Origin of the sequence: Kribbella pratensis (assembly GCF_004365355.1) — a bacterium.
GTDB lineage: Bacteria > Actinomycetota > Actinomycetes > Propionibacteriales > Kribbellaceae > Kribbella.
The window spans coordinates 816,317-829,891 of sequence record NZ_SODP01000002.1 but is presented as its reverse complement, the minus strand read 5'-3'; the positions used below and the strand labels follow the sequence as shown (position 1 = coordinate 829,891).

At 69.3% G+C, this 13,575-nt stretch carries 13 protein-coding genes; 5 read left to right on the top strand and 8 right to left on the bottom strand.

All coding sequences use genetic code 11. The features are described 5' to 3' along the window. Window positions 1-22: 22 nt before the first annotated feature. On the bottom strand, window positions 23-688 hold the full coding sequence (locus EV653_RS20610; RefSeq protein WP_134105359.1) for a GNAT family N-acetyltransferase: 666 nt from the start codon (window positions 686-688) through the stop codon (window positions 23-25). A 259-nt stretch (window positions 689-947) separates the two neighbouring features. Next, window positions 948-2,078 (bottom strand): GNAT family N-acetyltransferase, encoded by a 1,131-nt coding sequence (locus EV653_RS20605; RefSeq protein ID WP_134105358.1) that lies wholly within the window; start codon window positions 2,076-2,078, stop codon window positions 948-950. A 115-nt stretch (window positions 2,079-2,193) separates the two neighbouring features. Between EV653_RS20605 and EV653_RS20600 the strand changes: the two genes are divergently transcribed. Beyond that, complete coding sequence (locus tag EV653_RS20600; RefSeq protein WP_134105357.1) at window positions 2,194-3,006, top strand: DeoR/GlpR family DNA-binding transcription regulator; 813 nt, start codon at window positions 2,194-2,196, stop codon at window positions 3,004-3,006. On the opposite strand, the gene galK is transcribed toward EV653_RS20600, so the two are convergent. Both galK and galT read right to left on the bottom strand, forming a co-directional pair. Then, complete coding sequence (gene galK, locus EV653_RS20595; protein WP_134105356.1) at window positions 2,999-4,126, bottom strand: galactokinase; 1,128 nt, start codon at window positions 4,124-4,126, stop codon at window positions 2,999-3,001. The genes EV653_RS20600 and galK overlap by 8 nt on opposite strands. Next, entirely contained in the window at window positions 4,123-5,169 is a 1,047-nt protein-coding gene (gene galT, locus EV653_RS20590) for a galactose-1-phosphate uridylyltransferase (RefSeq protein WP_134105355.1), read from the bottom strand. The genes galK and galT overlap by 4 nt, the downstream gene beginning before the upstream one ends. Window positions 5,170-5,336: 167 nt before the next feature. Here galT and EV653_RS20585 point away from each other — a divergent pair, with 167 nt between their 5' ends. Beyond that, window positions 5,337-6,659 (top strand): hemolysin family protein, encoded by a 1,323-nt coding sequence (locus EV653_RS20585; RefSeq protein WP_134105354.1) that lies wholly within the window; start codon window positions 5,337-5,339, stop codon window positions 6,657-6,659. Here the strand turns inward: EV653_RS20585 and EV653_RS20580 are convergent. Next, window positions 6,610-7,863, bottom strand: a complete 1,254-nt coding sequence (locus EV653_RS20580) for an MFS transporter (protein ID WP_134105353.1) — start codon at window positions 7,861-7,863, stop codon at window positions 6,610-6,612. The genes EV653_RS20585 and EV653_RS20580 overlap by 50 nt on opposite strands. Window positions 7,864-7,877: 14 nt before the next feature. After that, window positions 7,878-8,468 (bottom strand): helix-turn-helix domain-containing protein, encoded by a 591-nt coding sequence (locus EV653_RS20575; protein ID WP_134105352.1) that lies wholly within the window; start codon window positions 8,466-8,468, stop codon window positions 7,878-7,880. Between the two features lie 112 nt (window positions 8,469-8,580). Between EV653_RS20575 and EV653_RS20570 the strand changes: the two genes are divergently transcribed. Beyond that, window positions 8,581-10,179 (top strand): MFS transporter, encoded by a 1,599-nt coding sequence (locus tag EV653_RS20570; protein ID WP_202871758.1) that lies wholly within the window; start codon window positions 8,581-8,583, stop codon window positions 10,177-10,179. On the opposite strand, the gene EV653_RS20565 is transcribed toward EV653_RS20570, so the two are convergent. Further along, window positions 10,180-11,022: an alpha/beta fold hydrolase gene (locus EV653_RS20565; RefSeq protein ID WP_134105350.1), complete on the bottom strand. Its 843-nt coding sequence runs from the start codon at window positions 11,020-11,022 to the stop codon at window positions 10,180-10,182. A gap of 96 nt (window positions 11,023-11,118) precedes the next feature. On the opposite strand from EV653_RS20565, the gene EV653_RS20560 reads away from it, so the two are divergent. Continuing rightward, a complete protein-coding gene (locus EV653_RS20560) occupies window positions 11,119-11,502 on the top strand; it encodes a YciI family protein (protein WP_134105349.1) in 384 nt (127 codons plus the stop codon). A gap of 55 nt (window positions 11,503-11,557) precedes the next feature. Here the strand turns inward: EV653_RS20560 and EV653_RS20555 are convergent, their stop codons facing one another. Next, window positions 11,558-12,556, bottom strand: a complete 999-nt coding sequence (locus EV653_RS20555) for an N-acetylglucosamine kinase (RefSeq protein WP_134105348.1) — start codon at window positions 12,554-12,556, stop codon at window positions 11,558-11,560. A gap of 246 nt (window positions 12,557-12,802) precedes the next feature. On the opposite strand from EV653_RS20555, the gene EV653_RS20550 reads away from it, so the two are divergent. Then, on the top strand, window positions 12,803-13,552 hold the full coding sequence (locus EV653_RS20550; protein ID WP_238159919.1) for a sugar isomerase domain-containing protein: 750 nt from the start codon (window positions 12,803-12,805) through the stop codon (window positions 13,550-13,552). Window positions 13,553-13,575: the final 23 nt, after the last annotated feature.

Below are 13,575 nucleotides of genomic sequence, written 5' to 3'. Positions count from 1 at the left end.
ACCTTTGACTATCGCGGTCGTTTCAAACGGTTGAGCGGGCGATGACGATGTCGGCGATGACCTTCCAGCCCAGGCTCCGGTACAGGCGCAGGCCGTCGATCGAGGCGATCAGGATGCCGCGTTTGGCGCCCTTCGCGGCGGCCGCTTCGACCAGCGACGCCATCACCGCGCTGCCGAGCCCGCGGCGCCGATGGGCCGGGTCGGTCTCGATCCGGTCGGCGACCGCGTCCTCGCCGACGACCGCCATCCGCCCGCTCGACACCACTCCGCCGTGCAAGGTGGCGCGGGTGATGATCAGGTCGTCCTCGAGTTCGGTGTGCAGCGCGTATCGCTCGTGCAGCTTCAACGCCGGCTGCTCCGAGAGCTGGATCGTCATCAGCCAGTCCTGGTCCTGCTGGACCTCGAGCCCGAGGTCCTCCAGCTGCTCGATCCGGGCTTCCTTGTCATCGGTGGCCAGGGTGATCCAGCCCGCGCCGCGCCCGCCGCCGTCGGCCGAGGCCAGCTGGGCAGCACGCTCCACACGTTCCGGTTTGTCGTCGGCATCCAGTACGACGTACTCCGTCGGCCGGCTCTCCTCACCCGCACGGACGATCAAGATGCCGTCGTTGTCGTCCTCCACTGTGGTCCAGCCCCGCGAGACGGACCACCCGGCCTGCCAGCGGCGGACGAGCTCCTCACGATCTCTCACCTGTCGATTCAAGCAGCCCGCACCCGCCACGGCGAGGGGAACTGGTGTCGCTTGTCACCAACTGGCCGTGAATTTCCGCCTGCAGCCTGTCACCATTACGCCCTGAACGTCTGAGGGGTCAACCCCTGAGACGGCCGGTTGGCCCCCGAGATTCTGGGGGCGCAACCGACCAGCTCAGGGGTTGACCCCTGAGACGGCCAAGGCGGCGGGCAGGGGGCGGTGGGCAGGGGCGGGGCGGTGAGCAGGGGGCGGGAGGGGGTCAGCGGGCGGCGTACTCGTCGGCGAGCAGGTCGAAGGTGAGCAGGTTGTCGTAGTTGCCGTCGCGGCGCGGGCTGGCCGCGCGCTCGGTGCCGACGTGGGTGAATCCGTTGGCCTCGGCAACGTGCGCGGACGCGCTGTTGCCCTCGGCAGCCTTCAGCACCAGCCGGCGGCGGCCGAGACCGCCTTCCGCGACAGGCTTGAACGCGTGCGGGATCAGCAGCTCGACCGCCGACGTCATCACCTTGCGACCGCGCGCGTCCGGGTGCATCCAGTACCCGATCTCGCCCACGGTCCGGTCGATCCGGTCGTTCAGATCGAAGATGCTGACGTTGCCGAGCAGTTCGTCGCTCGCGAGATCGGCGATCGCCCAGGCGACGCCTTCACCGCCGGCCATCAGGTGCAGCCGGGTCTTGATGAACCCCTCGGCGTCCTCCAGCCGGTACGGCGACGGCATGCCGGCCAGCCAGTACTGCGTCCGCTCGTCGCTGCACGCCTCCTGGACGCGTTGCGCGTCCGAGTCCCGCAGTCCGCGCAACCGGATGCCGCCGCCTTCGAACATCGGCACGGACCACCAGTTGCCCTGCGGCTCGAGCTCGTCCTCGCGGCCGAGCGTCGCGACCCACTCGTCCTTCCGGACGCCCCGCGCGCGGCCGCCACCCTGCACGCGGACGAGCCCGCGGAAGCCGGCCTTCCAGGCGACCCGGCGGCTGGCGTAGTTCCCGACGAACGCCCGCCAGATCACCCGCTCCCAGCCGAGACCGTCGAACGCGTGGCGCACCGCGAGCTTCAGCGCCCGCGTCATCACCCCGTTGCCGCGGACGTCCGGCGACAGCGCGAACCCGACCTCCCCGACGCCACCCTCGCCGTCACCGAGATCGATCGTCCCGGCGTACCGGCCTTCGTACTCGATCGCCCAGGCCCACATCGTGTTCGTGCGCCAGCCGTTCGGGACCACGTCGGTCAGGAAGCTGACCGCGTGCTCGCGCAGGTACGGGACCGGGATCGTGGTCCACTCCTGCATGACCGGGTCCTGGCACATCCGGTAGGCGGGCTCGATATCGTCGACGGTGTGGGCACGCAACGTCACTACTCCGTCGGTCAGAACCGGGACGTCCTCGGGGAATCGCATACCTCAGGGTGACGCGCTGCCACCGGCCGGGCAACGCATTTGAGCGAGCGGACCGAGTTCGTCATCAGGCACTCCTTCCCTGACACGGAGAGCAATCGAGATTAGGCTGTGAGCTGTGAACGCAGCCGGAGCAGAGCCGCCACGCGGCCGGGGTGGGCAGCTGGCCGCTCAGCGACAGGCCACGATCGTTGCCGAAGTCAACAGTCGCGGCGCGATCACCGTGGCCGAGCTGGTCGATCGGTTCGGTGTCTCGGACATGACGATCCGGCGTGATCTGGACGCCCTGGACTCCAGCGGCCTGCTGCACAAGGTGCACGGCGGTGCGACCTCGGTCGGACTGCGCAGCGCCCACGAGCCGGGCTTCGACGCCAAGCTGACGCAGGAGTCCGCGGCCAAGCAGGCGATCGCGGCCGAAGCGGCGACCAGGGTCCAGCCGGACAGTGCCATCGGCATCGGCGCCGGTACGACGACGTACGCGCTGGCTCGTCAGTTGCTGCGGGTGGAGAACCTCACCGTGGTGACAAACTCGGCCCGGATCGCCGATGTGTTCCACGGCAACGCGCGCTCCGACCGCACCGTCGTACTGATCGGCGGCATCCGTACGCCGTCGGACGCGCTCGTCGGGCCGATCGCGACCGCGGCGCTGGCGTCGTTGCATCTCGACCTGTTGTTCATCGGCGCGCACGGTGTCGACGCCGAACACGGGTTGAGCACACCGAACCTGATGGAGGCCGAGACCAACCGGTCGTTCATCGCCGCCAGCCGCGAGATCGTCGTGGTCGCGGACCACACCAAGTGGGGGACCGTCGGGCTGAGCACGTTCGCGACCTGGTCGGACCTGGACGTCATCGTCACCGACAACGGCCTGTCGACCGCCGCCCGCAAGGCCATGCGCGACACGGGATGCGACCTCGTCATCGCTAGCTGACGCGGGACGCGCCTGCCGACGGTGTTGCGGCCAGTGCGCTGGGTGCGCTGAAACCGTGCTCCGCAAAGGCCTTCTCGATCGCGGCCAGCACGGACTCGGACGCATCCGCCTCCACCAGCGCGATGATGCACCCGCCGAAACCGCCGCCGGTCATCCGCGCGCCGAGCGCACCGGCCTCGAGTGCGGTGTCGACCGCGACGTCGAGCTCCGGCACGGTGATCTCGAAGTCGTCGCGCAGCGACGCGTGCGACGCGGTGAACAGCGGGCCGACCTCGCGCAGCTTGCCGGCGTGCATCAACGCGACCGCGTCCTCCACCCGGCGGATCTCGGTCACCACGTGCCGCACGCGACGCCGTACGACGTCGTCGGACAACCGCGCCAGCGCAGCGTCGAGGTCCTCGAAGGCGATCGACCGCAGAGCCGGTACGCCGAGCTCGGCTGCCGCCTGCTCACAGCTCTTCCGGCGCGCGGCGTACTCACCGTCGACGTGCCGGTGCGGAGCCTTCACATCGACGACCAGCAAGGCGAGGTCGTCGGCCGCGGGGTTGAACGGGATCTGCTCGGTGGACATCGCGCGGATGTCGAAGAACAGCGCATGGCCGTCGGTGCAGCACATCGAGGCCATCTGGTCCATCAGTCCGACCGGCGCACCGACGTACTTGTTCTCGGCCTTCTGTGCGAGCCGGGCGACCTCGGCGGGGTCGACCTCGAGGTCGCGCAGACCGAGCAGGGCAACCAGCGTCGCGCAGAGCAGGGCCGCGGACGAGGACAGGCCCGCGCCGGAGGGGATGTCCGACTCGAACCGCAGGTTCGCGCCGCCGATCGCGTAACCGGACTCGCGGAGGATCCAGGCCGCGCCGGCCGGGTACGCCGCCCAGTCGCCGACCGATCCCGGAGCCAGGTCGTCGATCGCGAACTCGGTGATGCCCTTGTGCCCGGCCGAAGCGACCGCGATCCGCCCGTCGTCGCGCTTCGACGCGGTGACGACGATCCGGTTCGGCAGGGCGATCGGAAGCACGAGCCCGTCGTTGTAGTCGGTGTGCTCGCCGATCAGGTTGACCCGCCCCGGTGCGCGCCAGCTGCCGTCGGGCGCCGTACCGAAAACATCCTGGAAGCTCACTGGCCAACCTTCCGCAGGGTCTCGGCCACGTCCTCGGGCCGGGTGTCGCTGATGAACGCGCCCATGCCGGACTCCGAGCCGGCCAGGTACTTGATCTTGTCCTTCGCCCGGCGGATCGACAACACCTCCAGGTGCAGGTAGCCGAGCTCGCGGTCGACCCGCACCGGGGCCTGATGCCAGGCGGCGATGTAGGGCAGCGGTTCGCCGTACAGGCCGTCGAGTCGCTGCAGTACGTCGAGGTACAGCTCGGCGAAGTCGTCGCGCTCGCCGACCGACAGCTCGTCGATGCCGAACACCTGGCGGTGCGGGTAGAGGTGCACCTCGACGGGCCAGCGGGCCGCCTCGGGCACGAACGCGGTCCAGTTGCCGTTCTCGGCGATGACCCGCGTGCCCTCCTTGCGCTCGGCGGTCAGCACATCGGCGAACAGGTTGCTGCCAGCAACTTCCTGGTGCTCGCGGGCACGGGCCAGCAGCGTCTTCATCCGCGGCGGGATGTACGGGTAGGCGTAGATCTGGCCGTGCGGGTGGCTGAGCGTGACGCCGATCTCACGGCCCCGGTTCTCGAACGGGAACACGTACTCGATGTCGGGCCGGGCGCTCAGGTCGGCGGTCCGGTCGGCCCAGGTGTCCACCACCAGCCGGGCCTGGCCCTGGGACAGGTCGGTGAACGAGCGGTTGTGGTCGCTGGTGAAGCAGACGACCTCGGTCCGGCCCGGGCCGGCGAAGGACGGGAACCGGTTCTCGAAAACGACCACGTTGTAGTCGTGGTCCGGGATCTCGGTCGGACGCCCCGGCTTGCTGGCGTCCAGGGGGCACTCGTCCGCGGGCGGCAGGTAGGTCCGGGTGTTGCGGTGGGTGGCGTAGGTGATGACGTCGCCGGTCAGCGGGTCGGTGCGCAGATCGACCTGCGGCTGCGGGGCAGACAGACCGCGGGTGTCCTCGAGCGGCACCCGCACCGGCGTGTCGGCGGGGTCGTAGTAGATCAGCTCGCGTCCGTCCGACAGTTTGGTGTCGGTACGGCGTACACCCCGCGGTGTCTTCATCGTGTGCCCCTCCCGGCCGTACGACGCGTCCGGCCAGGAATCATCGTAAACCAACAAACTCGAACAAGCACGGTAGCCCGGGCGGCCGCTAGTCTTGGTAGATGGACGACTACGCCCAACTCCCGCCCTCTCGTGGTCTGACGAGAGGGCGCTAGGAAATCCCACCCATGAGCGAAACCCTGCTACTGAACATCGTTCTGATTCTGGTCTTCGTGCTGATCGGCGGCGTCTTCGCCGCCGCCGAAATGGCCCTCGTGTCGCTGCGGGAGAGCCAACTGAAGTCGCTGTCGCACCGCGGCAAGCGCGGCGAGACCGTCGCCAAGGTCGCCGCCAACCCGAACCGGTTCCTGTCCGCCGTGCAGATCGGCGTGACCCTGATGGGCTTCCTGTCCGCCGCCTTCGGTGGCGCGACGCTGGCCGACAGCCTCTCGCCGCACCTGCAGAAGCTCGGGCTGCCGGAGGGCCTGGCCGATACCGTTGCCCTGGTCCTGATCACGATCCTGATCTCGTACGTCTCGATCGTCATCGGTGAGCTCGCCGCCAAACGCCTCGCGCTGCAGCGGGCCGAGACGTTCGCGCTCGGCCTCGCGCCGCTGGTCGACAAGATCGCCTCCGGCGCCCGGCCGGTGATCTGGCTGCTGTCGAGGTCGACCGACCTGGTGGTCCGTGCGCTCGGCGGCGACCCGAACGCGAACCGCGAGGTGATGACCGACGAGGAGCTCCGCGACCTGGTCTCGGCGCACGAGTCGCTCGGCGAGGAGGAGCGCAAGATCGTCGACGACGTCTTCGAGGCCGGCAGTCGGCAGTTGCGCGAGGTGATGCTGCCGCGGACCGAGGTGGACTTCCTCGACGGCGAGATGCCGGCGTACAAGGCGGTCAAGTTCGCCGCCGAGCGGCCGCACTCGCGGTACCCGGTGACGAACGGCTCGGCCGACGACATCGTCGGATTCGTCCACGTGCGCGACCTGTTCGACCCCGCGGTGGCGTCCCGCTCGGTGCGGGTCGGCGACCTCGCACGCGACGTACTCATGCTGCCGGACACCGCGAAGCTGCTGCCGACGCTGACCGAGATGCGCCGCCGCAGCACCCACCTGGCGATCGTCCTCGACGAGTACGGCGGCACCGCCGGCATCGTCACGCTCGAGGACCTGGTCGAGGAGCTGATCGGCGACATCAAGGACGAGTACGACGAGGAGGCGGCCGAGACCACCCGTCTGGGCGGCGGCGACATCGTCGTCGACGGCCTGCTGAACCTCGACGATTTCGCCGACGCCACCACGATCGAGCTGCCCGACGGCCCCTACGAGACCGTCGGCGGGTTCCTCGCCGCCCAGCTCGGGAAGGTCCCGTCGACCGGCGACGAGGTCCGCCTCGACACCCACACGATGACGGTCACCGAGATGGACGGCCGCCGGGTCGCGCGGGTCCGCCTGCACCGGATCAAACCGGAAGCGGAACAGCCCGAGTCTCCAGCACCCGCTGCCGGATAAGCACGACCAGTCCGCCGACGACGTACCCGAGGCCCTGGAAGACGAGGACCGGGATGATGCCGACGGCGTCGCCGAGGAAGCCGGCCGCGGTGATGCCGATCAGCACCGCGACGCTCTCGGCGGCGCCGACCGCGCCGTAGATGCGGCCGCGGGTGCCGTCGACGGTGAGGTTCTGGAAGACGGTCATCATGCCGGCGATCGTGAGCGCGCCGGGCAGCCCGACGACAATCATGCAGACGAATGCTGGGATCACGCTGTCCGACGCCAGCGGGTAGAGGAACAGGGTGATGTCGATCAGGCCGAAGGCCAGGGCGCCGATGCCCCACAGCCTGGCGGCCGGCCAGCGCGAGCCGATCGCGGCGGCGACCAGACCGCCGACGATCCCGCCGACCGCCTGGGACGAGACGATCAAGCCGTAGACCTGCCCGTCGCCGCCGATCTGGGAGCTGACGAACGGCGCGAACAGCGTGCTCATGATGCCTTCGCCGACGCCGGTGACCATGCAGAACACGAAGAACAGCCGGATCGCCGGACCTGCGACGCACAACCGCAGTCCTTCGGCCCACTCTTCTTTCAGGCGCTTGATCGCGCCGCCGGCGGTCTGCTCCGGGTTCTCGGGCCGCACCTGGCGGTGCCGCATCCGGGCGACCAGCACGACTGCGATCAGGAACGTCGCGGCATCGCCGAGTGCGAGCAGCGTCAATCCGCCTGCAGCTGCGAGGACGCCGCCGAGTGCTGCGCCGATGAGCCGGGCGAGATCGCGGATCTGACTGTTGAGTGCGTTCGCCGTCACCAGTTGCTCGTCATTGACCAGCACGGGGACCAGGGACTGCTCGGCCGGCTGGAAGAACTGCTGCAGACAGCTCTGCGCCAGCACGACGCCGTACACGATCCAGATTTTGCTTTCGTTGTTCACGGCGATGAGCGGCAGGAGGACGACCGCGTTGAGGATGTTGGTCACGATCATCGTGGTCCGCTGGTTCCAGCGGTCGACGAAGACGCCGGCCAGCGAGCCGAGTACGACGGCCGGGAGGAACGACGCCAGCAGCAGGCCACCACTTGCCAGCGTGGACCCGGTCAGCACGTACACCTGGAACGCGAGCCCGGTCCGCAGCAGCCAGTCGCCGATCAGCGAGATCAGGCCGGCGCTCAGCATCAGGCGGTAGTCGCGCTGGCGGGCAAGGACGCCCCACAAGTCCTTCATCTGCCTACTCCGCTCTACTCTTCGGGGGAGATCGTGACGATCTGGGTGAACAAGACGTGCCGGCTGCCCGGCGGCCGGACGGACTTGTCGTCGATCGGCCGCTCGTCGACCCAGCGCTGCAGCAACCCGTCGACCTGCTCGACGAGCTCCTTCAGCTCGTCCGCGGTCAGGTAGAACCCGCTCTGGCCGATGCCCGAGTTGTCCCGCCAGACCGCGTCCTCGGTCTGGCGTTGCTGCTGCCACTGGCTCAACCGCTCGAGCGCCCGCTCGGCCAGCAACTGCTCGAGTACGTCGGCCGCCGCGGCGCCTTCCGGTGTCGCAACGGCATCGCGCCACGACTGCGACGTCGACACCAACCGCCACGGCCGCTCGCGGTTGTCCTTGCCCGGAGCGGGCTCGACGAAGTCGTACTTCGCCAGCTGCCGCAGGTGATGTGACGCCAGCGCCTGGCTGATCCCGAGCCGCCGCGCCGCGTCGGCCGCGGTCATCGGCCCCTCCCGCCCGAGCAGCGACTGCAGGTCCAGCCGCACCGGGTGCGCCATCGCCCGGATCGCCAGCGGATCATTCAGCAACCGGGACCGCCGCGGATCCTTCTCCAAAGACATGCTTGGAATATGCGCCGGTCCGAATCAGATGTCAAGCTGTTGCTTGGAATACGCGTGGGGCCGGGTCGCCGTACGATGCGCACGGTCCCATCTGCCGGTTCGAGGAGCAGCCGTGTCCGTGGCGCAGTCGTCGTCCGCGTGGGCGCCGTTGCGCCGCCACGTGTTCCGGGTGCTGTGGATCGCGCAGCTCGGTTCGAACATCGGCACCTGGATGCAGTCCGTGGGAGCGCAGTGGACCGTGGTCCACCAGCCGAACGCGGCGGCGTTGGCCTCGATCGTGCAGGCCGCGAGCCTGCTCCCGGTGCTGTTCGTGTCGCTCCCCGCGGGCGTGCTGGCCGACGTACTCGATCGCAGACGACTGATCGCCGGAGCCACCTTGGCGATGGCAGTCGTCGCGGGCGGACTGGCGGCGCTGAGCGCCAACGGCCTGCTGACGCCGACCGCGCTGATCGCGATCACGTTCGTGCTCGGTGCGTGTCAGGCGCTGACCAGCCCGGCCTGGCAGGCGATCCAGCCCGAGTTGGTGCCCCGGGCGGAGTTGCCCGAGGCTGCCGCGCTGAACAGCCTCAACGTGAATCTCGCCCGGGCGATCGGTCCTGCGTTGGCCGGCTTCGTGCTCGGCCTGACCAGCCCGGCCGTGGTGTTCGCCATCAACGCGGTGTCGTACCTGGCGATCCTGGTCGCCCTCCTGCGCTGGCACCGGACGAACGCGGTGGCAGCGGCGGGCGAGCCGATGGTGCCCGCACTGCGAGCCGGCGTCCGCTACGTCGTGTACGCGCCCGGAGTACGCCGGGTGTTGCTGCGGGCGATGCTCTTCGTCCTCCCGGCGTCCGCGCTCTGGGGCCTGCTACCTGTCGCCGCGGTCAACCGGCTGGGGCTCGGCTCGTCGGGGTACGGCGTACTGCTCGCGGCTCTCGGGCTCGGTGCGGTCGGCGGGGCCTTGGTGCTCAAGCCGGTGCGAACACGCATCGGCCGCAACACGCTGCTCGGGTGCGCGACCGTTGCCTACGCGATCGGCGTACTGGCCGTCGCTTTGTTGCACAACGCAACGGTCGTTGCCGTGATCTTCGTACTGGCCGGAGCCGGCTGGCTGGGCGCGTTGTCGACCCTCAACACGACGCTGCAGCTCGCGTTGCCGGCCTGGGTCCGGGCCCGGGCGCTGGCCGTTTATTTGATGGTCTTCCTCGGCGGCCAGGGTGTCGGTGCGCTGATCTGGGGTCTGCTGGCCGCCGCCCTCGGAGCGTCGGCGACACTGCTGGTCTCGGGCGTGCTGCTGTTGCTCGGTGTCGCCTCGCTGCCGCTGATCCCGATCCACGCCCGGACCGGGCAGCTCGACCGAACCGTGGTCCAGCCGTGGCCCGAGCCGGAGATCGGCATCCTCAGCGAGGCGGAACCGGAGATCGATCCACGCGCAGGTCCGGTCCTGATCGAGGTCATGTACCAGGTGCCGCCGGAGAACGCGGAGCAGTTCCGCTCGGCGCTGGCCCGGGTCGGCGTCTCGCGGCAACGCACCGGTGCGCGCCGGTGGGCGGTGTACCGCGACGTGAGTATGCCCGACCTGTACGTCGAGGTGTTCGAGGTCGCGACCTGGTCCGAACATCTGCGGCAGCACAACGAGCGCATCACCGGTCTGGATGCGAGCCTCTACCGGGCGGCCGCGGACCTCGCCCTCGAACCGCCGCGCACCCGGCACCTGCTCGCGAACCGCTGATCAGCCGGTCTGGTCCCGGATCCAGGTGAGGGCGGGTTCGGCGGCGGCGAGGATCGAGATATGGCCGAGGTTCTCGTGGAGGTCGAGGGTCGCCGTCGGGAGGTTGGCGGCCAGCCAGTGCCCGTGTGAGCAGGGGATGATGCCGTCGGCGGTGCCGTGGACGAGCAGCGTCGGCGCGGTGATCTTCGTCGGGTCGCAGCCCCAGGACACGACGTAGGAGCAGTCGTCATCGACGAGGCCGTCGGGGCCGTTGGGCATGGAGCGGGGGCCGGCGACCGAGCCCAGCCAGCTCCACGGGCCGTCGAACATGGCGATGTCCGCGGGCGAGAACTCCGGGTCGTACTCGACGCCGGAGGTTTCGTACTGCAGCTTCTCCGCCCGGCCGGCAGCCGCTGCGTGGAGTGAGGCGAGGCCGGAGGCGATCATCCCGTCGTACCAGTCGAGGCCGGGAGCGTCGTACGGCGCGATGGCGGCGAACGTAGCGACCGCCTCGACCCGCTTGCCGAGGACTGCGGCCGAGCCGAGTGCGTACGAGCCGCCACCGGAGTACCCCATCAATGCACACGTGCCGATGCCGAGCGTGTCCAGGACCGTGGTCAGATCGGCCGCGACCGACGCCATCGTGCGGCCCGGCGCCGCGCTCGATCCGCCGTACCCGGGCCGGTCGAACGAGATCCAGCGGATGTCCAACCGCTCACTGGCCTCGAACAGCGGCTGCGGTGGGGCACCCAGGTTCGGCGTGCCGTGGTGCCAGACGACCGCGAGCCGTCCGTCGTCGCCCGGCGCGCTGTCGTACCCGTGCAGGATCCGCCCGTCGGCCAGGCGGAAGTCGATCTCGTCCATGCCGTTCACCCTAAATCGCCGAAATGTCGAGTGCTCCCGATCGTGTCCGACCTCTGCTGCGAAGATCCCCTTCAGATCCCGAAAGGATGCCCGACCATGAAGTACCTGCTGCTGATTCACAGCAACCCGATCACCTGGGGCCACCCGTCGTTCCTCAACACCGAGGAGGGCAAGAAGCTCCCGAAGAAGGCCCGCGACGCCCTGACCGACCAACTCAACAACCTGCTCACCGAGATCCACGAGTCCGGCGAACTGATCAACGCGGTCCCACTGGACCCACCGGCGAAGACCCGGGTCGTCCGGGTCCGCGAGGGTGTCCGCGCCACCACCGACGGGCCGTACTCCGAGGCGAAGGAGCAGCTCGCCGGCGTCTTCCTCATCGACGTCAAGAGTCCGGAACGCGCCGAGGAGATCGCCGCGACGATCCCCGAAGCCGAGTTCGTGGCCGTAGAAGTCCGCCCGGTTTCAGTCTTCGACTGACGTACTGCGGCCGGCCCATCACACCGCGGCGCGGTGGGCCGGCCGCAGGACCTCGTCAGTGTTCGACCAGCCGGGAGTGGTTTCCGTTGGTGGCGAGGGTCGGGTCGAGGGCGCCGAGGGCCAGCCAGGTGGCGCCGCCTACGCCGTCCCGGGCGGTCAGGACTTCGCCGGCGAAGTGCTGGCGGATGAGTTGGCCGACCGGAGACGATTCGCCCGCGACACTTCCCGCGAGCACCATCGGGCCTTGGTCCGAGGCTGTCTTCAGCCGGGCGACTGTTTCTGTGAGCAGCTCGGCTGCGCGTTTCACCAACGCGCGGGCGGTTTTGTCGTCCTGTGCGTACGCCGCGATGACGGCCGGTGCCAACTCGGCGAGCAGGACCGGTGGCCGGCTGTTGACCGTCCTCACCAGATCGTCGCGCAGCGCGTCGTACCCTTCACGGTGTGCAACGGAATGCTGGTCCCGATCGGGCAGCACTGCTTGCACAACGGCCTGTTCGAGGAGGCCGAGCGGCTCGCGAAGGTCGAGAGCTTGCAACACACTGCGCACAGCCTCCCGGCCGAGCCAGAACCCTGACCCCTCGTCGCCGAGCAGCCAGCCGTGTCCGCCGACGGTCCGCACGAGCTGGTGATCGCGGACCAGCCCGACGTTGCTGCCGGTGCCCGCGATCAGCACGACTCCGTCCGGCTCCGGCGTACCCGAGGCGAAGGCGACCTCGAGATCGCCGATGTAGTCGGGGGCCACGGTGAGGCCGGCGCCGGTCCAGGCGGCGTCGAACTGGGCTGCCACGTCGGGGCGCCCGAGCGCCGAGCCGCCCGCCATGCCGACCACGGCGGCCTTGACCTCGGACGCGTCCAGACCGGCTAGGGCGGCGTGCAGCGCCTGCCCGAAGTTGGCGGCCGCGCTGGCGGGATGACTGGTCGGGTTTCCGCCCGCGGCGGCACCGCGACCGACCACGTTGCCCTCGGAGTCCGCGATCACGATCCGGGTGGAGGTGCCACCGAGGTCACCGCCCAGGACCAGCGGTCCGGCCGGCAGGGGGCGTTCGACCGACATACGCAATGCTCCAAACTGCTCAAAAGAGCCTCTTTACAAGCACAAAGAACTCACGCGACGGTCCCGATCCGGGGAGATCACAGGGATGAGCCTTGACTTTAGCTGCCAGTTGAGAAAAGTTCTGTCCAGCAAACCGCAAACTTGCGCACTTGTCGGCACCCGGAGTGTCGTAACCAGCAGATTAGTCGAGGGGTAGGGCCGCTGATGGCCAGCAGCAAGCACGGGGGATCAGGGGAGACGAGCGGCGTGAGTGCGCAGACTTATGTGCACACGCTGACTCCGATTCTGGCCGCGGTGACCGAGCAGATCGACGGTCCGATCCAGCAGGCGGCCGACCTGATGACCGAGTCCTTGCGCGCCGACGGCGTGATCCAGGCGTTCGGTTCCGGCCACTCCGAGGCGCTCGCGATGGAGATCGCCGGCCGCGCCGGCGGCCTGATCGCGACGAACCGGATCGCGCTGCGCGACCTCGTCCTGCTCGGCGGCGAACCGCGGGAGCTGCTGCGCAGTGCGGAGCTCGAGCGCGACCCGAAGTACTCCCGCAAGCTCTACGAGCTGTCCGCGGCGCGCCCGGGCGATCTGTTCGTGATCGCCTCCAACTCCGGCGTGAACGGCTCGATCGTCGAGCTCGCGAGCGTGGTGAAGGAGAAGGGCCACCCGCTGATCGCGATCACCTCGCTGCAGCACACCGGCGGGATGGATTCCCGGCACCCGTCCGGTAAGAAGCTGATCGACTTCGCGGACGTGGTGCTCGACAACCACGCGCCGTACGGCGACTCCGTGCTCGACCTGCCCGACGGCGGCGGCAAGGTCTGCGCGGTCTCGTCCATCACCGCCGCTCTGATCGCGCAGATGCTGGTCGCCGAGGTGCTGCGCCGGATGACCGACGCCGGCGAGACCCCGCCGGTCTACCTGTCCGCGAACATCCCGGGCGGCGACGAGCACAACCATGCCCTCGAGGCGAAGTACGCCGGTCGCATCCGTCGTACCGCCTGAACTGTCTGACCGCAGCCACCCTG

Coding starts and splice junctions, on each gene's coding strand:
- EV653_RS20575 (WP_134105352.1), bottom strand. CDS start 8,468: ATGTCTTTGGAGAAGGATCCGCGGCGGTCCCGGTTGCTGAATGATCCG.
- EV653_RS20560 (WP_134105349.1), top strand. CDS start 11,119: ATGAAGTACCTGCTGCTGATTCACAGCAACCCGATCACCTGGGGCCAC.
- EV653_RS20585 (WP_134105354.1), top strand. CDS start 5,337: ATGAGCGAAACCCTGCTACTGAACATCGTTCTGATTCTGGTCTTCGTG.
- galT (WP_134105355.1), bottom strand. CDS start 5,169: ATGAAGACACCGCGGGGTGTACGCCGTACCGACACCAAACTGTCGGAC.
- EV653_RS20605 (WP_134105358.1), bottom strand. CDS start 2,078: ATGCGATTCCCCGAGGACGTCCCGGTTCTGACCGACGGAGTAGTGACG.
- EV653_RS20565 (WP_134105350.1), bottom strand. CDS start 11,022: ATGGACGAGATCGACTTCCGCCTGGCCGACGGGCGGATCCTGCACGGG.
- EV653_RS20580 (WP_134105353.1), bottom strand. CDS start 7,863: ATGAAGGACTTGTGGGGCGTCCTTGCCCGCCAGCGCGACTACCGCCTG.
- EV653_RS20555 (WP_134105348.1), bottom strand. CDS start 12,556: ATGTCGGTCGAACGCCCCCTGCCGGCCGGACCGCTGGTCCTGGGCGGT.